This is a genomic window from Streptosporangium sp. NPDC023615 (assembly GCF_040640155.1).
Classification (GTDB): Bacteria; Actinomycetota; Actinomycetes; order Streptosporangiales; family Streptosporangiaceae; genus Streptosporangium.
This window is the reverse complement of the sequence record NZ_JBFABE010000014.1, coordinates 1-24,703: the sequence shown is the minus strand read 5'-3', so window position 1 is coordinate 24,703 and position 24,703 is coordinate 1. Positions and strand designations below refer to the sequence as shown.

Here is a 24,703-nt window from a genome sequence, read left to right as displayed (position 1 = left end):
CGGCGGGCCCGTGGCCGGACGTCCGGCCCGGTCACGGCTTCGTGAGCGGGCGCGGGACGTCGGGCCCGGTCACGGCTCCGTGACCGGGCGCGGGACGTCCGGCGCTCAGCTACCGAGGATCTTGCGCAGGAAGCGGCCGGTGTGGCTCTCGTCGACCAGGGCCACCTCCTCGGGCGTGCCGACGGCGAGCACGCTGCCGCCCCGGGAACCGCCCTCCGGGCCCATGTCGATCAGCCAGTCGGCGGTCTTGATCACGTCGAGGTTGTGCTCGATCACGATGACCGTGTTGCCGCCGTCGACGAGCTTGCCCAGGACGCCCAGCAGCCTGCGGATGTCCTCGAAGTGCAGGCCCGTCGTGGGCTCGTCCAGCACGTAGATCGTGCGGCCGGTGGAACGGCGCTGCAGCTCGGAGGCGAGCTTGACGCGCTGGGCCTCGCCGCCGGACAGCGTCGTGGCCGGCTGGCCCAGCCGGACATAACCCAGGCCGACGTCGAACAGCGTCTGCAGGTACCGCTTGATCGACGGGATCGAGTCGAAGAAGCCCAGGGCCTCCTCGATCGGCATGTCGAGCACCTCGGAGATCGTCTTGCCCTTGTAGTGGACCTCCAGGGTCTCCCGGTTGTACCGCGCGCCGTGACAGACCTCGCACGGCACGTAGACGTCGGGCAGGAAGTTCATCTCGATCTTGAGGGTGCCGTCTCCCGAGCACGCCTCGCACCGGCCGCCCTTGACGTTGAAGCTGAAGCGGCCCTTCTGGTAGCCGCGCACCTTGGCCTCGGTGGTCTGCGAGAACAGGTCGCGGACCTTGTCGAAGACGCCGGTGTAGGTCGCCGGGTTGGAGCGGGGCGTGCGGCCGATCGGCGACTGGTCGACGTGCACGACCTTGTCGACCAGGTCCATCCCGTTGATCCGGGAGTGGCGGCCCGGGACGGTGCGCGCCCCGTTGAGCTCCTTGGCCAGGGCGTTGTAGAGGATGTCGTTGACCAGCGTGGACTTGCCCGACCCGGAGACCCCGGTGACGGCGGTCAGCACGCCGAGCGGGAACTCCACGTCGACGCCCTTGAGGTTGTGCTCGCGGGCGCCCTTCACGGTGATCTGCCGCTTCCTGTCGCGCTTGCGGCGGGTCGCGGGGATGGTGATGGACCTGCGGCCCGACAGGTAGGCGCCCGTCATCGAGTCCTCGGAGGCCAGCAGGTCGGCCACGGTGCCGGAGACGACGACCTGGCCGCCGTGCTCGCCGGCGCCGGGACCGATGTCCACCACCCAGTCGGCGGCGGCGATGGTGTCCTCGTCGTGCTCGACCACGATGAGCGTGTTGCCCATGTCGCGGAGCCTGATCAGCGTCTCCAGCAGCCGCTGGTTGTCGCGCTGGTGCAGGCCGATGGAGGGCTCGTCCAGCACGTAGAGCACGCCGACCAGGCCGGAGCCGATCTGGGTGGCGAGCCGGATGCGCTGCGCCTCGCCGCCGGCGAGGGTGCCCGAGGCCCGGTCCATGGTCAGGTAGTCCAGGCCCACGTCGAGCAGGAAGCCCATGCGGGCGTTGATCTCCTTGACCACCCGCTCGGCGATGTGCATGTCGCGGTCGGAGAGCTTCAGGCCCGCCAGGAAGACCGCGCAGTCGCCGATCGACATCGCCGAGACCTCGGCGATCGAGCGGCCCTCGACCGTGACGGCCAGCGAGACCGGTTTGAGCCTGGCCCCCTTGCAGGCCGGGCACGGGATCTCCCGCATGTAGCCTTCGTACTTCTCGCGCATGCCGTCGCTGTCGGACTCGCCGTGGCGGCGCTGCACCCAGGGGATGACCCCCTCGAAGGTGGTGTAGTACGAGCGCTGGCGGCCGTAACGGTTGCTGTAGCGGACGTGGACCTGCTCGTCGTGGCCGTACAGCAGTGCCTTCTGCGCCTTCTTGGGGAGGCGCTCCCACGGGGTGTCCAGGCTGAAGCCGATGGTCAGGCCGAGCGCCTCGACCAGCCGGACGAAGTAGTCGCTGGTGTGGCCGCCGGCCCACGGGGACAGGGCGCCCTCGCCCAGCGGCCGTTCCGGGTCGGGCACGATCAGGTCGGGGTCGACCTCCATGCGGACGCCGAGACCCGTGCACTCGGGACAGGCGCCGAAGGGCGAGTTGAACGAGAACGAGCGGGGCTCCATCTCCTCGAACGACAGGTCGTCGTAGGGGCAGTAGAGGTGCTCGGAGTAGAAGCGCTCGCGGTTCGGGTCGTCCTCGGGCAGGTCGACGAACTCCAGGGTGATCGTCCCGCCCGACAGGTTCAGGGCGGTCTCCACCGAGCCGGTCAGGCGGCCGGAGGCGCCCTCCTTGACGGCGAGGCGGTCGACGATCACCTCGATGTCGTGCTTCTCCTGCTTCTTCAGCGTCGGCGGCTCGTCCAGCCGGACCACGGTGCCGTCGACGCGGGCGCGGGCGAAGCCCTTGGCCTGGAGCTGGCCGAAGAGCTCGGCGTACTCCCCCTTGCGGCCGCGGACCACCGGGGCCAGCACCTGGAAGCGGGTGCCCTCGGGCAGTTCCATCACGCGGTCGACGATCTGCTCGGGGCTCTGCCTGGCGATCGCCCGCCCGCACTGCGGGCAGTGCGGCTTGCCGACACGCGCCCACAGCAGGCGGAGGTAGTCGTAGACCTCGGTGATCGTGCCGACCGTCGAGCGGGGGTTGCGGCTGGTGGACTTCTGGTCGATCGACACCGCGGGCGAGAGCCCCTCGATGAAGTCGACGTCGGGCTTGTCCATCTGCCCGAGGAACTGCCGCGCGTACGCCGACAGTGATTCGACATAGCGGCGCTGGCCCTCGGCGAAGATGGTGTCGAAGGCCAGGCTCGACTTCCCCGAGCCGGACAGGCCGGTGAAGACGATCAGAGAGTCCCGCGGAAGATCCAGCGAGACGTCCTTGAGGTTGTGTTCCCGTGCGCCACGCACGATGAGGCGGTCAGCCACAGCAGTCCCGACGTCGATAGAGAAGGGTTGAGAGCGGTCGCGGGAAGACTAGCGAGAGCGACCGACAGTTTTCCGGACCGGCATCCGGGGCACTGGATGTCCCCGCCCTCTTTAAGGGCCCTTTCAGGGTACGGCCTCTTTCCGGACGCGTCAGGCCGCTCACGTACTCAACGATCCCGGCACCCCCCTTATGCCCCGGCCGGCCCACGACGCGCGATGATGATGACGACGGTGACGGGCACCGAACAACACCCACAGCACCGACAGACACCGCCCGCACCCTCGCCTTCCCGCGACCCCGTCCGAGGAGAATCCGTGACGTACACCGGTGACGTGCAGGTGGGCGGCCCCGCCGACCTGCGCGAACTGCCCGCTCTGACGATCGCCAAACTGGCCGTCGGCCCGTTCGACAACAACGCCTACCTGCTCCGCTGCACCGAGACCGGGGACGGCGCGCTCATCGACGCCGCCGCCGAGCCCGACCGGCTGCTGGAGCTGATCGGCGACCTGCCGATCAGCAAGATCATCACCACCCACCAGCACGGTGACCACTGGCAGGCCCTGGAGGCGGTCGCCGCGGCGACCGGCGCCTCGGTGATCGCCCACCCCCTGGACGCGCCGGCGCTGCCGGTGCCGGTGGACCTGGAGGTGGGGCACGGCGACGGGGTCACGGTCGGCGTGGTCAGCCTGGAGGTGATCCACCTGCGCGGGCACACCCCGGGCTCGATCGCCCTGTACTACCCCGGCCACCTGTTCACCGGCGACTCGCTCTTCCCCGGCGGGGTGGGCAACACCAACAAGGATCCCGAGCGGTTCGCCCAACTCTTCGCCGACGTGTCGGAGCGGATCTTCGACCGGCTGCCGGACGACACCTGGGTCTATCCGGGACACGGCGGGGACACCACGCTCGGCGCCGAGCGCCCCTCGCTGTCCGAGTGGCGCGAACGCGGCTGGTGACCGGCCGCGACGGGCGACCGTGAAGGGCGGCTGTGAAGGGCGGCCGATCCTGACGCGCGCCCGGCCGTGACGGGCGAAGGATCCCGACGGGCGAGCCGTCACGGGCGGGTGATCCTGACGGGCGAGCCTTCACGGGCGGACGAGCCGTCACGGGCGGGCCGGTGACCGCGACGGGGGTCAGCGGGCCGTACCGCCGAAGATCCGGAGGATCCGGTCCGCCGCCGCGGACGGATCCTCCACCCGCTCGACCAGGTCGCCCCAGGACCAGCGGTAGAACCAGCCGTCGGCCAGCGGGACGCAGTCGACCGTCTCGCTGAACAGCACCGCCTCGGGATCGCTGACCCGGAGCGACGGCGGGCTCCGCCTGAGCGTCGTGACGACGCCCCGGCTCTCCAGCTCGCGGGCGAGGATGCCGAGGAAATAGGTACGGGTGTGCTCGCGTGGCTCGGTCGCCATGCGGCAATTGAACGCGATCCCGGGGGTGAGGGAAAGGCCGGTCAGGGGTCACGGGGGGAGAACGGGACACCGGATGGCACATTCACGACCATCCTCCGCCGTTCGGCGGGGCACCCGGCCGCTCAGCCGACCCCGGCGGACGCCTTGCGCTTCTCGCGCTTGAACATCAGGACCCGCAGCGGGATGCTGGCCACGATCGTCAGTTGCATGACCGCCCCGACCTTGATCAGGGTGTCTCCGCCGGCCAGGCCGGCGACCCAGATGGTCAGGCAGGCCACGTTGATCATCATCCAGGCGAGCACCCCCGCGGCCAGGTTGCCCTTGGGCTTGGGATACTCGATCCGGCTCACCATCAGGTACGCCACCGCGAAGACGGGCAGGATCGCCCAGCTCGACGGGGGGAAGAGCAGCACGATCGAGACCACGGTCATGGCGCCCATCGGGATGGGAAGGCCCATGAAGTCGCCGCTCTTGGTCTTCACGCAGGCGAAGCGCGCCAGCCGGATGACACCGGCCAGCAGCACCGACGCCGCGGCGGCCATCACCAGCAGGAAGGGCACCTGCTGGTTGAAGCCCGCCCAGATCACCACCATGAAGGCGGGGGCGAACCCGAAGCTGATCACATCGGCGAGGTTGTCCAGCTCGGCGCCCATGGCCGAGGCGCGGAACTTCCTGGCCACCAGGCCGTCGAACAGGTCACAGGTGGCGCCGATCAGCAGCAGCACCACGGCGGTGCCGAAGAACCGGGGATCGGCCGCGAAGGGCTTGCCCTCCTGCAGCGCGCTGATGGCCGACCAGGCGAGCACGCAGACCGCGAGGAACCCGCAGAGGGCGTTGCCGAGCGAGAGGGAGTCCGCGGCCGACAGGCGGAACGCCTTGCCCACCGGTCCTCGCGGCTCGTCGTCGGTCTCGTCCAGTGGCCAGCTCGCGTCAGCCGTGGTCAAGACCCGTCACCCCCGCGACGGTTCTCTCGCCCACCGAGACAGCCGGGGTGATCCCCTCGGGGAGATAGACGTCGACCCGGGAGCCCAGCCTGATCAGGCCGATCCGCTCGCCCTTGGCGACCTTCGCGCCCACGGCCACGTACGGCACGATCCGGCGCGCGACCGCGCCGGCGATCTGCACGAACTCGATGTCGCCCAGCGCGGTGTCCAGGTGCCAGACGACCCGCTCGTTGTTCTCGCTGTCCTTGTCGAACGCGGGAACGTACCCTCCGGACACGTGCCGCATCGAGGTGACCGTGCCGGCCAGCGGAGCCCGGTTGACGTGCACGTCGAGCGGGCTCATGAAGATCGCCACCCTGGTCCGTCCGTCCGGCCACGCGTCGATGCTCTGCACCACGCCGTCGGCCGGTGACAGGATCCGCGCGCCGCCCGGCGTCCGGTCGGGGTCGCGGAAGAACCAGAGCATCCCCCCGGTGAGCGCGGTCAGCGGGAGCGCCGCCGCCGCCCAGCGCCGGTCACGGCGGCTGAGCAGGGAGGTCACCGCGGCGGCGGCCACGGTCGGGAGCAACCACGGGGAGACGCCACGCGCCAGGCCCAGCGGACCTGGCCGGCGGCTTGCTGAATCGTGGGACACAGGGAACCTTTTGTGATGTCTTGCGGCATTAGACCGGTATGTCTACCCGCTCTGGGGCAGGATGTTACCCATCTCTCAGCCCTTGTAAGGCGCAATGAGACAAGCAAAGCGCCTCATGCACCGATTCGCTAGCCCTGCTCGACGCTCGCCGGGGTGTTGTCGTCCTTGCCCTCACGAGCATCACGCCGGACCTTCACGAGACTGATCACGGTGGTGACGACCATCGTGATCACGATGACCGACAGCGACACCCAGATCGGCACCTCGGGGGCCCAGGAGACGCCGCTGGAGTGCAGAGCCTCGAGGATCAGCTTAACCCCGATGAAACCGAGGATGAACGCGAGACCGAAGCTCAGGTAGGTCAGCTTCTGGAGCAGGCCGCCCAGCAGGAAGTAGAGCTGGCGCAGGCCCATCAGGGCGAACGCGTTCGCGGCGAAGACGATGAACGGGTCGGTGGTCAGGCCGAAGATCGCGGGAATCGAGTCGAGCGCGAACAGCAGGTCGGTGGTGCCGATGGCGATCATGACGATCAGCAGCGGGGTGACCAGGCGCTTGCCGTCGACCTTGACGGTGATCTTGGAGCCCACGTAGTCGTCGGTGTGCGGCAGCACCCGGCGGGCCCAGCGCAGGACCGCGTTCTCCTGAAGGTGCTCCTCCTGGCCGAACTGGCGGACGAGCTGGACCGCGGTGTAGATGAGGAAGAGGCCGAACACGTAGAACAGCCAGCCGAAGTTGGCCAGGGCGGCCGCGCCGATGGCGATGAAGATGCCGCGCATGACCAGCGCCATCAGGATGCCGATCAGCAGGACCTTGTGCTGGTACATCTTCGGGACCGCGAAGCGGGTCATGATGATGTAGAACACGAAGAGGTTGTCGATGCTCAGGCTGTACTCGGTGAGGTAGCCGGCGATGAACTGGCCGGCGGGGACGGGGCCGGCGAACACCCACATCACGATGCCGAATATCACCGCCAGGCTGACGTAGAACCCGACCCAGAACCCGGCTTGTTTGAGGGAGAACTCTCTCGGCTCACCGCGGTCGACTATCCACAGGTCGAAGGCGAGGATGACGAGCAGGCCGCCGATCATGGCGAACCAGGCCCACGTGGGAACACTCACAGCTGATAAACCTCCGGCAGCGCGCACGACAGACAGCCGGAGGTCTCTCCCGCCCGCATGGAGACGACCCGGCTAGAAGCCGGGCCGTGCGGACCGACAGCCCCGGGGGCCCCGTGGAGCGAGGCAACACCGTGATGACGAGACTGCCACGAAGGGATACTCCCCCCCTAACCACGCCAGTATAGGTGTCCGGCATGGTGTCGCCTAATCCAACATCGCCCCCCTCGGCCTTGTTCCCCCGGGCCCCGGCGGGTTTCACGGGGCCCCGGCGGCAGGGCGTAGGCGGCGAGCACCGCCGTCAGCGCCTCGGCCTCGCCCGGCAGCGCGCGGCCTCGCCGCGCGGCGGCGTCGGCCAGTTCGCGTGCCCGTCCGTCGTCGGCGAGCAGTTCCGTCACCGCGTCGCGCATCGCGGCCACGTCCCCGTACGGGACCAGGAGCCCGGCCTCCCCCGTCATCGCCGGGATGCCTCCCACGGCCGTGGCCACCACCGGCGTACCCGCCCGCAGGGCCTCCTGGACGACGAGCGGCTGTCCCTCCCAGCGGCTCGGCACCACCAGTGCCCTGGCCACGGTGAGCAGGTCGGCGACGTCGGTGCGAGGACCGAGCAGCCGGACCGGGAGGTCCTCCCGGTCGATCCGCCGCCGCAACTCCTCGTGCAACGGCCCCTCGCCGGCGACCAGGAACACCGGCCCCGAGTTCCCGTCCCCGGCCTCCCGATCCCGCCCCTGTCCCTGGCCGTGTTCCTGGTCCCGGTCCTGTTCCTGTCCCTGTCCCTGGTCTTGGTCCTGGTCCCGCTGCCGACTGCGCTCCTCGTCCGGGAGGGCGTCCCGTACCGCCCCCGCCACGTCGAGGAGCGTCTCCAGTCCCTTCTGCTGGGCCAGCCTGGCGACCGTCAGGAAGATCACCCGGTCTCCGGTGCCCAGTTCCTTCCGGATGTCCCCGGGCGGGCGCGCGGAAGGGGGCAGCGGGGGCGCGGGGACGACGGCGGCCTCGACGTGCCGCGCCCCCAGGAGGGTCATCCGCTCCCCCAGGTCGGGGGAGACGACCAGGATCCGGTCGGCCCGGCGGGCCACCACGCGCTCCAGGAGCCCGTACACGGCTCCGACGGCTCCGCCCGCGGTGGCCGCGTTGTGCAGGGTCACCACCAGCGGCGTCCCGGCGCCGGTCAGGGCGAGCGCCGCCAGCGCCCCGGCCCGGAGCCCGTGGGCGTGCACGACGTCGGCCCCGCGCAGCGACCGCAGTGACCGCGCCGCCCGCAGGTCGTCGGGCGGGCGGGGGCGGTCGGAGATCGGCACCGGCACGAAGCGGGCGCCCAGGGCGGCGAAACCGAAGGTCCGTTCGGTGCTCGGCGGGCCCGCCACGACCACCCGGTGGCCGCGGCGCGCCAGCCCCGCGGCCAGCATGGCCACGTGCCGGCCGACCCCGCCCGCGCTGGTCCCCAGCACGAGTGCCACCCGCCCGCCCCGATCGGCCGCCGCACCCGCTCCCCTTCGCCGATCACTCATCGGAACCGCTCCCCTTCGCCGATCGACCACCGGACCCGCTCCCCTCAGCAGATCGCTCATCGGAACCGTTCCCCTCCCCCGACGGGGCGTCGGAGCCGCTCCCCTCTTCCCCGGCCCGCCCGGCCCGGCCGCGCAGGCGTCCCGGAAGTCCCCGCGTGTCCGGACCGCCGACCAGCACGGCCACGACCGCGAACGCGGCCGTCCCCGCCACCGCGGCGGCCACCCCGACCGGCACGCACATCCACCGGGACACCTCCCCGAAGGCCCCGACCACGGCCAGTCCCGCCCCCCAGGCCGCGGCGCCGCCGGCCAGCGCGGTCAGCAGCGCCCGGGGCGCGCCCGCCAGCGCGCGCGCCCCGCCGGCGCGGAACACGGCCAGGGCCAGCAGCAGGCCTCCGACCGTCATGCCGATCGTGCTGCCCAGCGCCAGCCGCCCGACCACCTCGGTCTCGTCGCGGGCGGCGTTGGCCAGGACGATCTGGGCGACCAGCGCGACCCCCCAGCCCGCGACCGAGGCGACGGCCGCCGGTCTGCCCAGGCCGCGGGCGTACAGGATGCGGGCCAGGTGCAGCATGAGCGCGTACCCGGCCAGGCCAGGCGCGAACAGCGCGACCGCCCGGGCCATCTCGGCGGGGTCGCCTCCCGGGGTGTCCTCCAGGAACACCCGCGCCACCGGCACGGCGACCGCCGCCATCACCCCGGCGGCCAGGCCCGTCACCAGCAGCACGGCCCGCGTCGTGGCGGAGGTCAGCGCGTCGAATCCGGCCAGGTCCCCCGCCTCGGCCCGGGTGGACAGCACCGGGAAGGAGCTGGTGGCGATCGGCATCACCAGCACCGCGTACGGGAGCTGGTAGAGCGCCCAGGCGTAGGTGTAGACGCCGACCGCGCCCTTGCCGCCCAGGTCGTTGGCGAGCTGGACGACGACGATCAGTGTGATCTGCTGGGCGACCAGGACGGCCAGGCCCGCGGTGGCCAGGCCCCGGGCGCGGGCCGCGACGCCCGGCGGGAACGACAGCGAGGGCCGCAGCCGCAGCCGCAGCCGTGCCACCGGGCCGACGACGGTCGCCACCATCGCCGCCGCGGCGACGGTCGCGCCGAGGGAGAGCGTGAGCGCTCCGGCGTCGTCCAGGTCCGACAGGTGGGTGGCGGCGGGCCCGTTCACCGCCTCGAACAGCAGGTTGGAGGCGATGATGAGCAGGCTGGAGACGAGCGGGGCGAGCGCGGGCCCCAGGAAGCGCCGGTGGGCCTGGAGCACCCCGTACAGGACCACCGCCAGCCCGAAGAAGATCATCCGGGGGGCGAAGAGGACGAGCATGCCGGTGCCGACCTCGACGACCTGGGCCACGTCGCAGCCGGGCGCGCTCCCCGCCAGCAGCGCGACGATCGGGCGCGCGAACGCCACGATCAGCAGCGCCACCGGCACCAGCACCAGCATCGTCCAGGTCAGCAGCGCCGACGTGGTCCGGCCGGTCTCGGCCCTGGCGCGCGGGTCCTGGTCGGCCCGGGAGGCCGCCGAGGCCAGCACGGGCACCACCATCCCGGCCAGCGCGCCGCCCGCCACCAGCTCGAAGACGATGTTGGGCACGTAGTTGGCGGTGTTGTAGGCGGTGCTCAGGCAGCCGTTGCCGACGCTCTCGGACTGGACGAAGTAGCGGCCGAACCCGACGAGCCGGGCCACGACGGTCACGACCCCGATGAGGAGCGCCGCGCCCGCGACGCTCTGCCCGATCCTCCTGGTCATCGGGCCGGTCATCGGGGGGTGGGCGCCTGCTCCACGGGGCGACGGCCGAGCATGTCGACGCGGTGCAGGAACGGGTTGCCCGCGATCACCTTGGTGAAGCTGACCTTCTCCGAGGCCGCGGTCAGCGCGGCCACGGTGCCCAGCACGGCCAGGCGTCCGGGGCGGTTCAGGCTCACGGTGGCGGCCAGGCCGAGCAGCGCGCCCAGCGCGTTGGCCCCGGCGTCGCCGAGCATCGCCCGCTCGCCGAGGTCCTCGCCCAGCAGCGCGGCGGCGGCCCCCATGGGGAGCGCGGCCAGGGCGGCGGAGGCGGGATCGCCCCGGCGCAGGCCCGCGGCGAGCAGGGGGGCGCCGGCGAGCAGGCCCACCTTGACGGCACGGCCCGGCCGCAGGTCGAAGAGGTTGGCCAGGTTGGCGCTCCCGGCGATCAGGGCGCCGTCGACGGCCACGTCCACGAGGGCGCGGGAGGCCGGGGCGCCGGCGGTCACGTCCGGGGGGGTGCGGGAGGTCAGGGCGGCGGCTGCCAGGCCTGTCACGCCGATGCCGAGGATCTTCACCGCGCCGCTGGTGACCTCGCCCTTGGCCAGGGCGCTCAGGTGTCCCCGGAACCCCTTGGACGAGGTCGCCCCGTACAGGTCGTCGTAGGCGCCGAGCCCTCCGGCGCCCGCCGCCGCCAGCAGCGCCGCCAGACGGACCCTGACCGGCAGGCCGGGGGTCACGACCGCGGCGGCCCCGGCCCCGGCGACGAACGCCGGCCCCTCCAGCAACGTGATCGGCTCGCCCCTGTGGTTGGTGCGGGCCCAGGTCTCGGCGTCGCCGACCGGGGGCCTGCGGGTGAACGCGGCGTAGGCCACGCGCGCGGCGGCGGCGCCGAGGGCCGCGCCGGCGAGGGCGCCCGCGAGGGCACGGGGGAAGGAACGAAGAGCCGGACGAGCCATCGGAATCATCCTCCGGAGGTGGCCGTGGCGGCCGTGGGGGTGGGCGTCGCACTGGGCTCGATGCCGGAGACACCGGGGCCTATGCCGTACTGTCCGGCCAGACCGGTCAGTTGCTCCCGGAGAGCGTAGACCACCACGACCCGTCCCGCGGGCATATCGGTGGTGTCGACGGTGGAGATCTTCTCGGTGAAGGCCGCGTCGTCGCGGATCGCGGCGATGACCCCGCCGGTCGCCGCCGCGGTCTGCGTGCCGGCGAGCACGGCGCCCTGGCCCGCCTCGTCCAGGCCGAGCGCCAGCGTGACCAGCGCCCTGGCCTGCTGGGTGGCGCCCTCCCCGGTGTACGCCTCCGCCGGGGCGATGAGCAGCGCCAGGTCGGCGCGTCTGGCCGGGGTGTCGGTGACGCCGATCAGGCCGCCGCGCTGGAAGGCGTCGAGGATGCCGGCGCCCGCCGGGTGCTCCTCGCCCGCCTGGCCGGGGTCGGTCGTCATGATCGCGCCGGCGAGCACCTCGGCCGCCTTGTCGTGGGCGGTGTCCTCGGCCTGGAAGACGGTCTCGGGGGCCTTGGCCCCGACGGCCAGCTTGTCGACGAAGCCGGCCTGGGCCGGGTCGACGTACCTCTCGGCGAGGGTGATCCGGCCGGTGACGGTCGCCCCGGCCTCCTCGACCACCTGCTGGATGGCCTCGGGCACGCCCGTCGCGGCCCCCGGCGCCTCGACGATCACGACACGCTTGCCGGTCAGCGCGTCCTGGACCAGCCGGGGGGTGTCGCCGGTCACGAAGGCGTCGTTGGCGGCCTCGCGCTTCTGCAGGGTCTCCACCTGCTCGCGGAGCTCGTTGTTGCCCTCGCGGAACTGGTTGACGGCCAGCTCGCTCGCCTTGATGACGGGATCCTCGAGCAGGGTGGTGCCCAGCACGATGCCGACCGACAGGGCCAGGAAGATCGCGACGATGGAGACGAGGTGATAGCGGAAATCGATCACGAGAAGAGTCCGACCAGCCAGAAGATGAAGCCGCTCCAGCCGTCGCGCATGCTGTCCAGCCAGATCTTGCCCACCGGGGAGACGACGATCGCCACCCCCATGGTGATCAGCGTGGTGGCGACGAGCAGGAGCAGGGACGGGGTGGATATCCGGCTGCGGTAGAGCCGGCTGACGCCCTTGGCGTCGACGAGCTTGCTGCCCACCCGCAGGCGGGTGAGGAAGGTGCTGGCCATGCCCGAGCGGCCCTTGTCGAGGAACTCCACCAGTGTGGCGTGGGTGCCGACGGCGACGATGAGGTCGGCGCCCTTGTCGTCGGCGAGCAGCATGGCGATGTCCTCGCTGGTCCCGATGGCCGGGAAGAGCACGGCGCTGCGGCCGAGCTGCTGGACCCGTTCCAGCCCCGGCGCCCTGCCGTCGCGGTAGGCGTGCACGACCAGTTCGGCGCCGGTGGTGAGGGCCTTGGTGGAGACCGAGTCGAAGTCGCCCACGATGATGTCGGGCGTGTAGCCCGCCTCCAGCAGCGCGTCGGCGCCGCCGTCCACCCCGATCATGATCGGCCGGTACTCGCGGATGTAGGGGCGCAGTGCGGCGATGTCCTCCTTGTAGTGGTAGCCGCGCACCACGATGAGGACGTGCCTGCCCTCCATGACGGTCCGCACGTCGGGCACGCCGATGCCGTCGATGAGCAGGTCGCGCTCGCGGCGGACGTACTCCATGGTGTTGGCGGCGAACGCCTCGATCTGCACGGTCAGCCCGGCGCGCGCCTCGCTCATGGCGGCCTCGACGGACTCGGCGGTCTGCACGTCGCCCTTGCCGACGACCTCCTCGCCCAGGTACACGACGCCGTCGTGCAGCCGGACCCGGTCGCCGTCCTTGATCCGCTCGAACAGCTCGGGGGTGGCGTTGTCGATGAACGGCACCCCGGCCTCGACGATGATCTGCGGGCCCAGGTTCGGGTAGCGGCCGCTGATGCCCGCGGCGACGTCGACGACGCCCGCCGCGCCGCACGCGACAAGCGCCTCCGCGCTCACCCGGTCAACGTCAACGTGATCGATAATCGCGATTTCCCCGGCCCTGAGGCGCTTGGTCAGCCTCTTGGTCCGCCGATCGATTCTCGCCACTGCCGTCACCCCGGGAAGGTCCGTGACCTTCCTGCGGCGGAGGTACCCCGTGAGCCTGTCTTGAAGCCCGTCAATCGGCACCTTCATCACGACCATCCTGCCAGAGGGAACGACCGGGAGAGCCAAACAGGCGGCAGCGTGTCAGATACGTCACCGAGATGCCCGCCGCCCGCTCCCCCGGAACGGACGAATCACCCCTTCAAGCCCTCACGTGCTCGCTCACCCCCGCCTGCTCACCCGGTGCGCGCCGCCCGTCCGGCGCGCACGGTCCTCACCGTCCCCCGACGGCTCCGCCTGCCCGTTCGCCCCGCCCGGGGCCGTGTCTCCCGCCCGGGACTCCGGTCCCCCGGACGCCGGCCGGGCGCCCCGTCACCTCCGGCTCACACCCCATCATGTCCGGTCACGCCCTGTCGGCGGCGGCGATCGACAGCAACTCCTGCGCGTGCGCGCGGCCCAGCTCGGAGTCCTCCAGCCCGGCGAGCATCCGGGAGAGCTCCCGTGCCCGGCCGTCCATGTCCAGGGCGATCACGCCGCTGCGCACCACGCTGCCGTCGTCGGCCTTCTCCACCACGAGGTGCTGGTCGGCGAAGGCCGCCACCTGCGGCAGGTGGGTGACGACGATCACCTGTGAGGTACGGGCCAGCCTGGCCAGCCTGCGGCCGATCTCCACGGCGGCCTTGCCGCCCACCCCCGCGTCGACCTCGTCGAAGACGAACGTCGGGACCGGGTCGGCGCCGGCGAACACCACCTCGATGGCGAGCATCACCCGGCTCAGCTCACCTCCGGAGGCGCCCTTGTTCAGCGGCAGCGGCGGCGAGGCCGGGTGCGGCGACAGGCGCAGCTCGACCTCGTCGACGCCGTGCGGGCCGAACTCCGAGGCGGCGGTGATGACGACCACCACCCGGGCGTGCGGCATGGCCAGCGCGGTCAGCTCCTCGGTCACGGCCTGCCCGAACCGCTCCGCCGCCGCCGTCCTGACCCGGGTCAGCTCGGCGGCCAGCTCGGTGAGCAGCTCGGTGAGCTCCTCGTGCTCGCGGGTCAGCTCGGCGATGCGGTCGTCGTCGCCGTCGAGCTCGGCGACGCGCGCGGCGGCCCGCGCCGCCCAGGCCAGCACCTCGGAGGTGTCCTGGCCGTACCTGCGGATCAGGTGGATCAGCTCGGCCCGCCGCTCCTGCACGGCCGCGAGCCGGCCCGGGTCGGAGTCGACCGACTCGGCGTACGCGGCCAGCTCGGTGGCCACGTCGGAGATCAGGTAACCCGCCTCGGCGAGCCGCTCGGCGATGCCGCCGAGCGCCGGGTCGAAGTCGCGCACCCCCTCGACGGCCGTGCGGGCCTCGCCGACCAGTGCGATCGCGTCCGGCATGGCCTGCTCGCCGGACATCGGGTCGCCGAGCAGCGCCCGGTGCGCGCTCTCGGCGGCGCCGCGCAGCGAGTCGGCGTGGGAGAGCCGCTCCTCCTCCTCGCGGAGGTCGTTCTCCTCGCCGGGCTTGGGGTCGGCCTTCTCGATCTCGCCGAGCCCGAACCTGAGCTGGTCGGCCTCCTGCGCGCGCTCCCTGGCCCGGGTGGTGAGCTCGGCCAGCTGCTCGGCGGTCTTGCGGTGCCGTTTGTAGGCCTGCTCGTAGGCGCGCAGCGGCTTGACCAGCTCCTCCCCGGCGTAGCGGTCGAGGGCGGCGCGCTGGCGGCCGGCCTGCAGCAGCCGCTGCTGGTCCATCTGGCCGTGCACGGCGACGAGGTCCTCGGCCAGGTAGGTGAGGGTGCCGACCGGGACGGTGCGCCCGCCCAGCCAGGCACGGCTGCGTCCCTCGACCGAGACGGTCCGCGAGATGATCAGCTCGCCGTCCTCGACCTCGCCGCCGACGTCCTGCACCTGCTGGGCGACGCGCCCGGCCGGATCGACCAGGAGCGTGCCCTCGATGGTCGTCCTGTCGGAGCCGGGGCGGACGCGGGCGGGGTCGGCCCGGCCGCCGAACAGCAGCCCCAGACCGGTGACGACCATGGTCTTGCCCGCACCCGTCTCGCCCGTGACCACGGTGAATCCCGGCGATAGCACCAGGACGGCCTCATCGATCACGCCGAGCCCCTGGATGCGGACCTCCTCGACTCTGGGTCGCACTGGTCCCTCCCGTCACATCGAGTTCACCGAACATCAGTGCGGTGCGCGGGCACGATCCTACGCGCTCCGGACGTCGCCCGCCCGGACGAACTAGGGCCTCACCCGGCCACGCCAGCCCTGAACGGGGAGATCGAATTTGGCGACCAGCCGGTCGGTGAACGGCGCCCCGGTGTCCTCCAGGCCGTGCAGCCTGGCCAGCCGCACCGGCAGCGCGGCCCGCCTGAGCTCCACCCTCGCACCGGCGGGCAGGTCGAACCTGCGGCGCCCGTCGCACCACAGCACCGCCCCGGCCGTCTCCGGCTGGACCTCAAGCGCGAGCTTGGAACGGGGCGAGACCACCAGGGGCCGGGAGAACAGGGCGTGCGCGCTGATCGGCACCAGCAGCAGCGCCTCCACCTCGGGCCAGACGACCGGGCCGCCGGCCGAGAAGGCGTACGCGGTCGAGCCGGTCGGCGTGGCGCAGATCACCCCGTCGCACCCCCAGCGCGAGAGCGGGCGCCCGTCGATCTCGGCGACCACCTCCAGCATCCGCTCGCTCTTCTCGACGGTGGCCTCGTTCAGCGCCCAGCTGTCGGCCAGCAGCTTGCCGTTGAGGCGGGCCGTGACCTCGATGGTCATCCGCTCCTCGACGTCGTAGCGACCCTCCACCACGCTGTCGACCGCCTCCGCCAGGTCCTCGACCTCGGCCTCGGCGAGGAAGCCCACGTGGCCCAGGTTGACGCCCAGCAGCGGCACCCGGGCCGGGCGTGCCAGCTCGGCCGCCCGCAGCAGGCTCCCGTCACCCCCGAGCACGATCATCATCTCGGTGTCGTCGACCGCCGTCGTCCCGGCGGGCACCACGTCCGCCCCGGCGCAGGCGATCTCGTCGGCCTCGGCGCTGAGGACGCGCACGGTCAGCCCGGCGTCCAGGAAGCGCCGGATCACCATCCGGGCGCTGTCGACGGCCGCCTCCCGCCCGGTGTGCGCGGTGACCAGCACGGTGCGCTTGGCAGTCATGTGTCTCACTCTCTCGGGTCGCCACCTGCCGGCCCTCCCGCCTGCCGGGGACCTTCCCGGGGGACCTTCCCACGGGTCGTCCTCCCCGCGGGAGGGTCTTCCTACCGGAACTTCCCCCGGGGTCCTACCGGGGGCCCTCCCGTACCGCGCGCTCGATCTCGGCGTCGAGGTCGGCGACCGGCGGCGGCCCCTCGCCCCTGCCGAGCCACAGGACGTACTCGACGTTGCCCGAAGGGCCCGGCAGCGGGCTCGCGGTGACCCCGCGCACCTCCAGGCCGAGCGTGCCCGCGGATCGGGCAACCTCCCGTACGGACTCGGCCCGCAGGCCGGGATCGCGGACGACCCCGCCGGCGCCCACCCGCTCCCTGCCGACCTCGAACTGCGGCTTGACCAGCATCGCGAAGTCCGCCCGGCCGGCCGCGCAGCGCGTCAGGGCGGGCAGGACCAGGCGCAGGGAGATGAAGGAGAGGTCTCCGACGACCAGCGTGGGGGGCGGCTCGCCGACCATGGCGGGCGTCAGGTCCCTGACGTTGACCCGCTCCATCACCGTGACCCGGTCGTCGGTCCGCAGCGACCAGGCGAGCTGGCCGTACCCGACGTCGACGGCCAGCACGTGCTCGGCCCCGGCGCGGAGCAGCACGTCGGTGAAACCGCCGGTCGAGGCCCCCGCGTCCAGGCAGCGCCGGCCCGCCACGGTGAGGCCGCCGGGGCCGAAGGCCTCCAGCGCGCCGAGGAGCTTGTGCGCCCCTCGCGAGACGTAGTCGGGGCCGTCGGACGCCTCCACGACCACGATCGCCGAGGCCGTGTCGACCTGGGTCGCGGGCTTGGCCGCCGTCCTGCCGCCGACGCTGACCCGCCCGGCCTCGATGAGCTGGGCCGCCTGCTCCCGGGAACGCGCCAGCTTGCGACGGACCAGCTCGCTGTCGAGACGCGCCCGCCTGCTCACCGGTACCGCTCCCCGGGGGCGTCCGCCCGGGCCGGCACCCGTCCCGGGTCCCCGTCCCCGTCCCGTTCCCGGTCCTGGTCCCGGCTCCGGTCCCCGTCCTCGTCCGGGTCCGCCGCCGCGCCGGACGGCGGGCTCGTCCTGTCGTCCACCGAGGAGAGCGCGTGCTCCAGCCCGGTGAAGACCTCCTCGAAGACGTCCGCGTGCGCGGAGACGGGAAGGGCGCCGAGCCGGGCCAGGCCGCTCAGCGCGGCATCCGCCCGACCGTCGCCGGTCTCCTCCAGCAGGTCCGTCATGTGCCCCCTCCGGAACCTCGCCCGGCGCCCCGTCCCACGTGGCCGGCCCTCATGGTCGTCCCGGCGCTCCGGGCCGCCCCGCGACCATCGTCCGGGCGCCCCGGGTGATGATCCGGGCACGCGTCCAGGCCGTCACGTGGGCACGGCGCTCGCCGGTGCCGTGCGCGTGAACTCCCCGACCGTATCGGAAGCCGCGCCGCCCGTCGCCCCGGCGGCCGTCCGCGCCCGCGCGTCCTGGACCCCGGCCCCGTTCCTCTCGTCCCCCGTCGTTCCCGTGGGAGGGCGGGGTGGGCGCGAACCATCCCGGGGGCCCGATCGTTGTCATCTCGTTGGACCGGCGCCACCCGCCCAAGGGGGGTTCCGTTCACCACGACGGGGCCTTCTTTTCCCGGCACCCCCGCGCCGGGTTGCGGCCGTCCCCGTGTGGAACGCTACCGTCCGTACCGGAGAGGGATCCGGCACGGCAGGAGAAGGGAGCGGGAGGCGATGGCGACCGTCGACGAGTGCCGGACGGCACTGCGCAAACTCGGCGAGCGGTTCGACGAGGTCGACCAGGAGAGCCGTGCCAGGCACGTGGTCGAACGCAGCATCAGCTGCCACATCAAGGACCTGGACGTCACCTTCTACGGCCGCCTCCACCATGGCGGGCTGGGTCCCTTCGAGGATCTGACCCCGGGCGACGACCGCCGGGCCGAGGTGAAACTGACCATCGGCAGTGACGACCTGGTCTCCCTGGTGAACGGGGATCTCGACATGGGACGCGCCGTCTTCGGCGGCCGGGTCAAGATCGACGCCAGCTTCGGCGACCTCCTCCGCCTGCGCAAACTCCTCTGAGGAGGGCCTCGGGAGAGGGGGCGCGCCGCCCGCCCGGACGTGTGCGGACGATCAGCGGGCGGAGGCGACGCCGGCGGGACGGCTCCGCGGCGACAGGACGGCGTCCAGGGCCGTCCTGATCGCGCCCTCGTCCGCCCGTTCCTCCCCCGCCGCCTCCCAGGTGGCCGCGGCGGCCGCCCGGAGCCCGTCGAGCGGCTCGCCCGTGCCCTCCAGGACCAGCGCGCCCCCCTCCCAGTGGGCCGTCCACCCCCGGCAGGCCCATCCCTGCCCGATCCGCCCTACCTCGGGGTAGGGAAGGTGCAGCGCCGCCAGATCGGCGGCGACGTAGGTGGGACGGTGCCGGGGCCCGGCGGTGAGCAGGTCGAGCGGGGTCGCCACACCGGTCAGCACCAGCAGGCTGTCGACCTCCGCGTTGGTCGCCCCCTCGATGTCGGTGTCGAGCCGGTCACCGACCACCAGGGGCCTCCGCGATCCGGTACGGAGCATCGACTCGCGGTGCAGCGGCGGCTCGGGCTTGCCCGCCACGACCGGTTCCACGCCGGTCGCCGTGGCGATCACCCTGACCATGGCGCCGTTGCCGGGGAGCTCGCCCCTGCCGGTGGGCATGGTCGCGTCGGCGTTCGCGGCCACGAACAGCGCGCCGTTCCGGACCGCGAGCGCCCCCTCCGCCAGCAGGCCGTAGGAGAGGTCGGGCGCGATGCCCTGGACGACCGCCACCGGGGCGTCCAGGGCGGTGCTGACCGGGCGCAGGTCGTGGGCGCGCAACGCGACGCGCAATCCCATCCCGCCGACCACCAGCACCGGGGCCCCCGGCCCGAACCGCTCGGCCACGAGCCGCGCGGCGGCCTGGGCCGAGGTCACGACGTCCTCCGCCGCCGCCGGGGCGCCCAGCGCGCTCAGGTGCTGGGCGATGGCCGCCGGGGTGCGCGAGGCGTTGTTGGTGACGTACGCCAGGCGCACGCCCCGCCCCGCCGCCTCGCGCAGGGACTCCGGAGCCCCGGGTACGGCCTCGCGACCGAGGTACACCACCCCGTCAAGATCTAGAAGAAGGGTGTCGTAGGGGTCGATCAGCGTTTTCGTGTTCACCGGCCCATTCCATCACTCGCCCCCTCCTGCTCGGACGGACCACCTGATGCACGGCGAATCATCCCGATCACCCCTGATCCGGGGCGACACGCGAGCAACGTCTCACGGAGGCGAGGGGCGTTCCGGACGGCTTCGGACAACCGAACCGCGGAGGGCGGGGAACTTCGGACGCCCGGTCCGCGAACCGGGCTCGGCGGCGCCGGGGTCAACGGGGCCACCGGGGTCAACGGGGCCACCGGGGTCAACGGGGTCACCGGGGTCACCGGGGTCACATCCGGCGGGCACGCAGCGTCGCGCGCACGCTTTTGAGCGCCAAGACGTAGTGCCGCAGATCCGGACGCATCGCGACGGCGATGGCCAGGGGCTCCTGGGCGCCCTCCATGTCCCCGGTCCGCCACAGGGCGAGCCCCAGACCGAAGTACGCGTAGTCCTCGGCCGGGTTGGCGTCGATGATCCAGCGGAAGCTGTCGGCCGCGTCGGCGTACTGCCGGGAGTTGAACTGCGCCCGGGCGAGGGCCTCGCGGACGCTGCGCGACTCCGGCTCCGCGTCGGCCGCCCGCTCCAGGAGCGCGGCCGCCGCCGCCGGGCTGCCCTCGGACAGCAGCCTCATCCCTCGTTGGAACCATTCGTAGACGTCCCCGACAGGCGTGCCCGTCTCGGGGCCGGGGGAATCAGACGGACCGCCACGTCCCTGGACCATCGTGTGAGGCCTCCTTCATCGACAGACGACAGATCTGGCCGATTCCTGACGGACCGGAAACCGCCACGGGTCGCCACGGCCTCGAAGCGGTTCCCGGTCGTTTCAGGCCTTTATGGCAGCATGCCCTCTATGGCGAATCCTGAACTGCCGGTACCTGACGGGCTGGTGCTACGCCCGTTCCGCGGAATACGGTTCACGGTCGACGATCTGGCCGGGGTCACCTCTCCGCCCTACGACCTCATCGACGAGGCCGGGGTACGAGAGTTGCTCGACACCCATCCCAACAATGTGGTGCGTTTGATCCTTCCCGGCTCCGACCATCACAGGTACGCCGAGGCCCGTACGACGCTTCACGAATGGCTCTCCTCGGGGGTGCTCGCCGCCGACGAGGATCCCGCCCTCTACGTGTACGAGCAGTCCGGGCCTGGGATCCTGCAACGCGGGCTCATCGGCGACGTGGGGCTGGCCGGGCCCGAGTCCGGCGTCATCCTGCCGCACGAGGACGTCATGCCCGGCCCGGTCGCGGACCGGCTGGCGCTGATGAGCACCACCGAGGCCAATCTCGAACCGATCTTCCTGCTCTACGACGGCGCGGAAGGGGCCGCCACCCGCCTCGTCGACCGGATCGCCGCGTCCCGGCCCCCGCTGGTGGAGGCGGCGACCTCCGACGGCCTCCGGCACCGGCTGTGGGCCGTCACCGACGCCGAGGAACTCGCCTCGGTCGACGCCGACCTCCGCCCCCGCCAGGCCCTCATCGCCGACGGGCACCACCGTTACGCCACCTATCTCGCGCTCCAGCGCGAGCACCGGGCCGCGACGGTGGCGGGCTCCGACGCGACCGGGACCTCCGACACGATCGGGATCTCCGGGGAGAGCGGGATCTCCGGGAAGGGTGAGGTCGCCGGGGAGAACGGGGTCTCCGAGGAGGACGGGACCTCCCGGAGCACCCGCACCACCCGGGCAGGAGGTGCGGAGACGGGGTCCGTGGAACCCGGACCGTGGGACTTCGGCCTCGCCCTCCTGGTGGACTCCACCGCCTACCCCCCGAACCTGAAGGCCATTCACCGGGTCGTTCCCGGCCTGCCTCCGGAGGAGGCGTTGACCAAGGCCAGGGGGTCGTGGCGGGTGCAGGAACACGCCGATCTGGCCGAAGGACTGGCCGCCCTGGAGAAGACCACCGGGCCGGCCTACCTGCTGTCCGGCGGAGGGCTGGCCCACCTGCTCAGCGACCCCGACCCCGACCAGCTCGAACACGCCATGCCCTCCGGCCGGTCAGCCGGATGGCGGGCGCTGAACACGTCCATCCTGGCCGAGTTCCTGCTCCCCAAGGTGTGGGGGACCGACGACGACGAGCGCTCGGTGCGCATCGTCCACCACGACCCCGAGGCCGCCGTACGGCTCGCGCGGGCCTGCGGCGGGACGGCCGTGCTGTTGCGTCCGCTGGCGGTCGAGGACGTCCTCTCGGTCGCGGCCCAGGGAGAACGGGTCCCCCGCAAGTCCACCTCGTTCGGCCCCAAGCCCCGGACCGGCCTGGTGCTGCGCCTGCTCTCCCCCGTACCGGAGGGCGCGGAGTCCGCCCACGGGACACCCGCCCCGGCCGGGGAGCCGGCCCCGTGAGAGGTTTCGAGATCTTTTCGCGTCGCCGTGCTGTGATCCGCGCCCAAAGAGCCGAATACTGTTCTGGAGACGCCGGTTCCAGTGATGAGGTGACCCGTGGATAACATCACCGCCCTCGGCGGGGACGTCTATGAGATCGACACGAGAATGGCCGGGTACTCCGGCATAACGGCCGGCTACCTGATCCTCGGCGACCGGCCCTGCCTGGTGGAGACCGGCACCTCCACCTCCGCCCCCGTGGTACGCGACGCCCTGACCTCGCTGGGCGTCGGCCCGCGGGATCTCGCCACGGTCGTCGTGACGCACATCCACCTGGACCACGCGGGCGGGGTCGGTGACATCGCCGGTTTCTACCCGGACGCGGAGATCGTGGTCCACGAGAAGGGCGCCCGGCATCTCGCTGATCCGTCCAGGTTGATGGCCAGCGCCCGGATGGTCTGGGGCGACAAACTGGACGTCCTGTTCGGCGAACTCTCCCCCACCGAGGCGTCGAGGATCCGCGCGCTCGGCGACACCGGCTCCATCGACCTCGGCAACGGACGCACGCTGAGCAGTCACTACTCCCCCGGGCACGCCAAGCACCACGTCGGGCTCGTCGACTCGGGCACCGGTGATCTCTATGTGGGCGACGCGGCCGGTGTCTACCTTCCGGAGACCGGCGACCTGCGTCCCGCCACTCCCCCGCCGGACTTCGACCTGCAGACCGCGCTGGACTCCATCGCCCTGTTCGGGGCGCTGGGGCCACAGCGGCTGCTCTTCAGCCACTACGGGCCGGTCACCGACGTGGAGGAGACGCTCGGGCGCTCCGCCGAGGAACTACGCGTCTGGGTCGATCTCACCCGCCAGGCCCACGCGGAGGGCATGGACCTGGACCACGCCGTGGCGATGGTCAGGGATCGCACCCGTGACCGCTACGCCGCCCTGAGGGGAGACGAGGCGACCGCCGAGCAGTTCGAGCTGCTCAGCGGCGCCCCGTCCAACGTGGCCGGAATCCTGCACTGGCTGGACCGGGTCCAGCCCTGACGGCTCCCCCGGCCGTGGCCACGCCCCCGACCGGGGACATGACCGTGGCCGGGCATGACCGCGGTCAGGGCCAAGGCATGGCCGTGACCGCGGTCGTGGGCGGCGGGTCGGACATCTCCCGTCCGCCGCGGGGTGGCGAGCCGTCCCCGCGGCGGACGAGGCCGCCCGAGGACTACTTGCCGTCGTTCCTGCTCCGGCGATCCGGGCCGGGACCGATCTCGTCCTCGTCGTCAGGGTCGACGTCGGGAACGTCACTGAGAATGTCCCCGAAGTCGGGTTCGATGAACGCCGGCCCGACCAGGTCGACCTTTCCGGGCCTCTGGACCTCGGGCTCGGCCTTCTCCTGGGCGGCGGGCTCGGTCTTCACCGTCGTCTTCACGGCGGGGACGCTTCCGGAGGGGAGGTCGTCATCGGCCGACTCCCTGCCCGGAGCCGCGCCGGTGCCGAGTCGCTCCCCCTCGTGCGCGTCATCTTCGTCGTCGTCATCTTCGACGTCGACGTCGTCCTCATCCTCGAGATCGTCGCTCTCGGCGCCCGCGTCCACGGCCGCGATGTCGTCGGGATCGCCGGTGCCGTCGGTGTCCGCGTCGTCTCCGCCGGTGGGCGCGTCGTCGTCATCGCCGTCGCTCTCGCCGCCGTCGATGTCCTCGACGCTCGCGGAGGCTTCGGCACCGATCCCGTCGCCGGCGAGGACGTCGTCTCCGTCGTCTCCGGAGTGGATCTCCTCGACGCTCTCGTCGTCCTCATCCTCTTCGAGGTCCTCGATGACGGAACCGGTCAGCTCCGCGTAACGCTCGGCCGCGTCGGTCTCGCCGTCCTCGTCGAAGGCCATGGCGCGGCCGAACCACTCGGTCGCGGGCTCCTCGTGTCCGGCCCCGGCCAACGCGTCGGCGTAGGCGAAGGCGAGACGAGCCGACCAGGGCTGGGGGCGGGTGTCCCGCAGCTCGGGAAGGCGCTGAAGGGTGATGACCGCCGCGTCGTGCTGACCGAGATCCCGGCGGGCGCCGGACTCCACGATGGCCAGTTCGATCTTGCCGACGCGATCGAGCCGCTCGGCCTCCTTCGAACGGACCAGGTCGAGGGCACGCTCGGGCCGTCCGAGACCGCGCTCGCAATCCGCCATGATCGGCAGGAACGAGTCGGAGCCCGTCATGCGGCGAGCCGCGCGGAGGTCACTGAGCGCCTCGGCGAAGTGCCCCGCACGATAGGCCGCGATACCCACGGCCTCGCGGATCACCCCGATCCTGGCCGCGAAACGGCGTGCGACCTTGGTGTGCTCGTACGCCCGCTCCGCGTCGTCCTCACCGAGAGCGCGCTCCGCCGCCACCAGGTGACGCGAGATCAGTTCGGCGAGATCGAGCGGGAGAGAGCGCAGCTCCTCGCGGATCTCCTTGTCGAGCTCCTCAGCGGTGATGTCCGGGGCGAGCTCCGGCAGTTCCTCACGCTGGCGAGGAGCCTCCTCCTGGCCACCGAAACGGTCGTCACGACCGTAGCGGGTACGAGATCCCTCACCGTCGCGGTCGCTGAAGGGACGTCCCCCACCGGGCCGGTCATCACGGCTGAACGACCTGCGTTCGCCGCCACGATCGTCACGGGAGTAGGACGGGCGATCCCCACCGCGGGCGTCGCGGTTGAACGGCGGACGGCTCCCACCACGGTCGTCGCGGTTGAAGGGCGGCCTTCCGGAGCCACGGTCGTCGCGATTGAACGGCGGACGGCTCGCGCCACGGTCGTCGCGGTTGAACGGCCTGCGCTCCC

The 24,703-nt window shown here is 72.3% G+C and carries 21 protein-coding genes; 4 read left to right on the top strand and 17 right to left on the bottom strand.

Annotation, left to right across the window (positions count from 1 at the left end):
* Positions 1-105: 105 nt before the first annotated feature.
* The gene (uvrA, locus tag AB0G16_RS13570; RefSeq protein ID WP_362803615.1) at positions 106-2,946 is read right to left on the bottom strand and encodes an excinuclease ABC subunit UvrA; all 2,841 of its coding nucleotides are present in this window, start codon (positions 2,944-2,946) and stop codon (positions 106-108) included.
* A gap of 315 nt (positions 2,947-3,261) precedes the next feature.
* Here uvrA and AB0G16_RS13565 point away from each other — a divergent pair, with 315 nt between their 5' ends.
* Entirely contained in the window at positions 3,262-3,903 is a 642-nt protein-coding gene (locus tag AB0G16_RS13565) for an MBL fold metallo-hydrolase (protein WP_362803612.1), read from the top strand.
* Between the two features lie 177 nt (positions 3,904-4,080).
* On the opposite strand, the gene AB0G16_RS13560 is transcribed toward AB0G16_RS13565, so the two are convergent.
* The 13 genes from AB0G16_RS13560 to AB0G16_RS13500 form a co-directional block, all read right to left on the bottom strand.
* Positions 4,081-4,359, bottom strand: a complete 279-nt coding sequence (locus tag AB0G16_RS13560; RefSeq protein ID WP_362803609.1) for a hypothetical protein — start codon at positions 4,357-4,359, stop codon at positions 4,081-4,083.
* Positions 4,360-4,481: 122 nt separating this feature from the next.
* Positions 4,482-5,303: a CDP-diacylglycerol--serine O-phosphatidyltransferase gene (gene pssA, locus AB0G16_RS13555; RefSeq protein ID WP_362803606.1), complete on the bottom strand. Its 822-nt coding sequence runs from the start codon at positions 5,301-5,303 to the stop codon at positions 4,482-4,484.
* The gene (locus tag AB0G16_RS13550; RefSeq protein ID WP_362803603.1) at positions 5,290-5,937 is read right to left on the bottom strand and encodes a phosphatidylserine decarboxylase; all 648 of its coding nucleotides are present in this window, start codon (positions 5,935-5,937) and stop codon (positions 5,290-5,292) included. The genes pssA and AB0G16_RS13550 overlap by 14 nt, the downstream gene beginning before the upstream one ends.
* A 128-nt stretch (positions 5,938-6,065) precedes the next feature.
* A complete protein-coding gene (locus tag AB0G16_RS13545; RefSeq protein ID WP_362803601.1) occupies positions 6,066-7,055 on the bottom strand; it encodes a TerC family protein in 990 nt (329 codons plus the stop codon).
* A 167-nt stretch (positions 7,056-7,222) separates the two neighbouring features.
* Complete coding sequence (locus AB0G16_RS13540; RefSeq protein WP_362803598.1) at positions 7,223-8,560, bottom strand: glycosyltransferase family 4 protein; 1,338 nt, start codon at positions 8,558-8,560, stop codon at positions 7,223-7,225.
* Positions 8,553-10,301 carry a lipid II flippase MurJ gene (locus AB0G16_RS13535; protein WP_362803595.1) on the bottom strand — a complete coding sequence of 583 codons (1,749 nt, stop codon included), beginning with the start codon at positions 10,299-10,301 and terminating at the stop codon, positions 8,553-8,555. Before AB0G16_RS13535 ends, AB0G16_RS13540 begins: the two co-directional genes overlap by 8 nt.
* Before the next feature lie 8 nt (positions 10,302-10,309).
* A complete protein-coding gene (locus tag AB0G16_RS13530) occupies positions 10,310-11,236 on the bottom strand; it encodes a hypothetical protein (protein ID WP_362803592.1) in 927 nt (308 codons plus the stop codon).
* A gap of 5 nt (positions 11,237-11,241) precedes the next feature.
* Positions 11,242-12,216: a copper transporter gene (locus AB0G16_RS13525; RefSeq protein WP_362803590.1), complete on the bottom strand. Its 975-nt coding sequence runs from the start codon at positions 12,214-12,216 to the stop codon at positions 11,242-11,244.
* A complete protein-coding gene (steA, locus tag AB0G16_RS13520) occupies positions 12,213-13,424 on the bottom strand; it encodes a putative cytokinetic ring protein SteA (RefSeq protein WP_362803587.1) in 1,212 nt (403 codons plus the stop codon). Before steA ends, AB0G16_RS13525 begins: the two co-directional genes overlap by 4 nt.
* 313 nt (positions 13,425-13,737) lie before the next feature.
* Positions 13,738-15,450: a DNA repair protein RecN gene (recN, locus tag AB0G16_RS13515; protein ID WP_362803584.1), complete on the bottom strand. Its 1,713-nt coding sequence runs from the start codon at positions 15,448-15,450 to the stop codon at positions 13,738-13,740.
* A gap of 90 nt (positions 15,451-15,540) precedes the next feature.
* Positions 15,541-16,446: an NAD kinase gene (locus AB0G16_RS13510; RefSeq protein ID WP_362803581.1), complete on the bottom strand. Its 906-nt coding sequence runs from the start codon at positions 16,444-16,446 to the stop codon at positions 15,541-15,543.
* A gap of 124 nt (positions 16,447-16,570) precedes the next feature.
* Positions 16,571-17,392, bottom strand: coding sequence for a TlyA family RNA methyltransferase (locus AB0G16_RS13505; protein ID WP_362803578.1), 822 nt, complete (start codon positions 17,390-17,392; stop codon positions 16,571-16,573).
* Positions 17,389-17,685, bottom strand: a complete 297-nt coding sequence (locus AB0G16_RS13500) for a hypothetical protein (protein WP_362803576.1) — start codon at positions 17,683-17,685, stop codon at positions 17,389-17,391. Before AB0G16_RS13500 ends, AB0G16_RS13505 begins: the two co-directional genes overlap by 4 nt.
* A gap of 486 nt (positions 17,686-18,171) precedes the next feature.
* On the opposite strand from AB0G16_RS13500, the gene AB0G16_RS13495 reads away from it, so the two are divergent.
* Positions 18,172-18,519, top strand: coding sequence for an SCP2 sterol-binding domain-containing protein (locus tag AB0G16_RS13495; protein ID WP_362803573.1), 348 nt, complete (start codon positions 18,172-18,174; stop codon positions 18,517-18,519).
* A gap of 51 nt (positions 18,520-18,570) precedes the next feature.
* Here the strand turns inward: AB0G16_RS13495 and AB0G16_RS13490 are convergent, their stop codons facing one another.
* The gene (locus tag AB0G16_RS13490; protein ID WP_362803570.1) at positions 18,571-19,605 is read right to left on the bottom strand and encodes an HAD-IIA family hydrolase; all 1,035 of its coding nucleotides are present in this window, start codon (positions 19,603-19,605) and stop codon (positions 18,571-18,573) included.
* A 268-nt stretch (positions 19,606-19,873) separates the two neighbouring features.
* On the bottom strand, positions 19,874-20,305 hold the full coding sequence (locus AB0G16_RS13485; RefSeq protein WP_362803567.1) for a tetratricopeptide repeat protein: 432 nt from the start codon (positions 20,303-20,305) through the stop codon (positions 19,874-19,876).
* Positions 20,306-20,425: 120 nt separating this feature from the next.
* Between AB0G16_RS13485 and AB0G16_RS13480 the strand changes: the two genes are divergently transcribed.
* Entirely contained in the window at positions 20,426-21,922 is a 1,497-nt protein-coding gene (locus tag AB0G16_RS13480; protein ID WP_362803564.1) for a DUF1015 domain-containing protein, read from the top strand.
* Positions 21,923-22,018: 96 nt separating this feature from the next.
* On the top strand, positions 22,019-22,945 hold the full coding sequence (locus tag AB0G16_RS13475) for an MBL fold metallo-hydrolase (protein WP_362803561.1): 927 nt from the start codon (positions 22,019-22,021) through the stop codon (positions 22,943-22,945).
* A gap of 172 nt (positions 22,946-23,117) precedes the next feature.
* On the opposite strand, the gene AB0G16_RS13470 is transcribed toward AB0G16_RS13475, so the two are convergent.
* Positions 23,118-24,703 (bottom strand): hypothetical protein (locus AB0G16_RS13470; RefSeq protein WP_362803558.1); only part of this gene is annotated, 1,586 nt, incomplete at its 5' end.

Excerpts from the sequence above, each read along its gene's own strand:
- steA (WP_362803587.1), bottom strand. The coding sequence starts at position 13,424 with ATGAAGGTGCCGATTGACGGGCTTCAAGACAGGCTCACGGGGTACCTC.
- AB0G16_RS13485 (WP_362803567.1), bottom strand. The coding sequence starts at position 20,305 with ATGGTCCAGGGACGTGGCGGTCCGTCTGATTCCCCCGGCCCCGAGACG.
- AB0G16_RS13530 (WP_362803592.1), bottom strand. The coding sequence starts at position 11,236 with ATGGCTCGTCCGGCTCTTCGTTCCTTCCCCCGTGCCCTCGCGGGCGCC.
- AB0G16_RS13510 (WP_362803581.1), bottom strand. The coding sequence starts at position 16,446 with ATGACTGCCAAGCGCACCGTGCTGGTCACCGCGCACACCGGGCGGGAG.
- AB0G16_RS13500 (WP_362803576.1), bottom strand. The coding sequence starts at position 17,685 with ATGACGGACCTGCTGGAGGAGACCGGCGACGGTCGGGCGGATGCCGCG.
- AB0G16_RS13495 (WP_362803573.1), top strand. The coding sequence starts at position 18,172 with ATGGCGACCGTCGACGAGTGCCGGACGGCACTGCGCAAACTCGGCGAG.
- AB0G16_RS13540 (WP_362803598.1), bottom strand. The coding sequence starts at position 8,560 with ATGAGTGATCGGCGAAGGGGAGCGGGTGCGGCGGCCGATCGGGGCGGG.
- AB0G16_RS13560 (WP_362803609.1), bottom strand. The coding sequence starts at position 4,359 with ATGGCGACCGAGCCACGCGAGCACACCCGTACCTATTTCCTCGGCATC.
- AB0G16_RS13535 (WP_362803595.1), bottom strand. The coding sequence starts at position 10,301 with ATGACCAGGAGGATCGGGCAGAGCGTCGCGGGCGCGGCGCTCCTCATC.
- AB0G16_RS13480 (WP_362803564.1), top strand. The coding sequence starts at position 20,426 with ATGCCCTCTATGGCGAATCCTGAACTGCCGGTACCTGACGGGCTGGTG.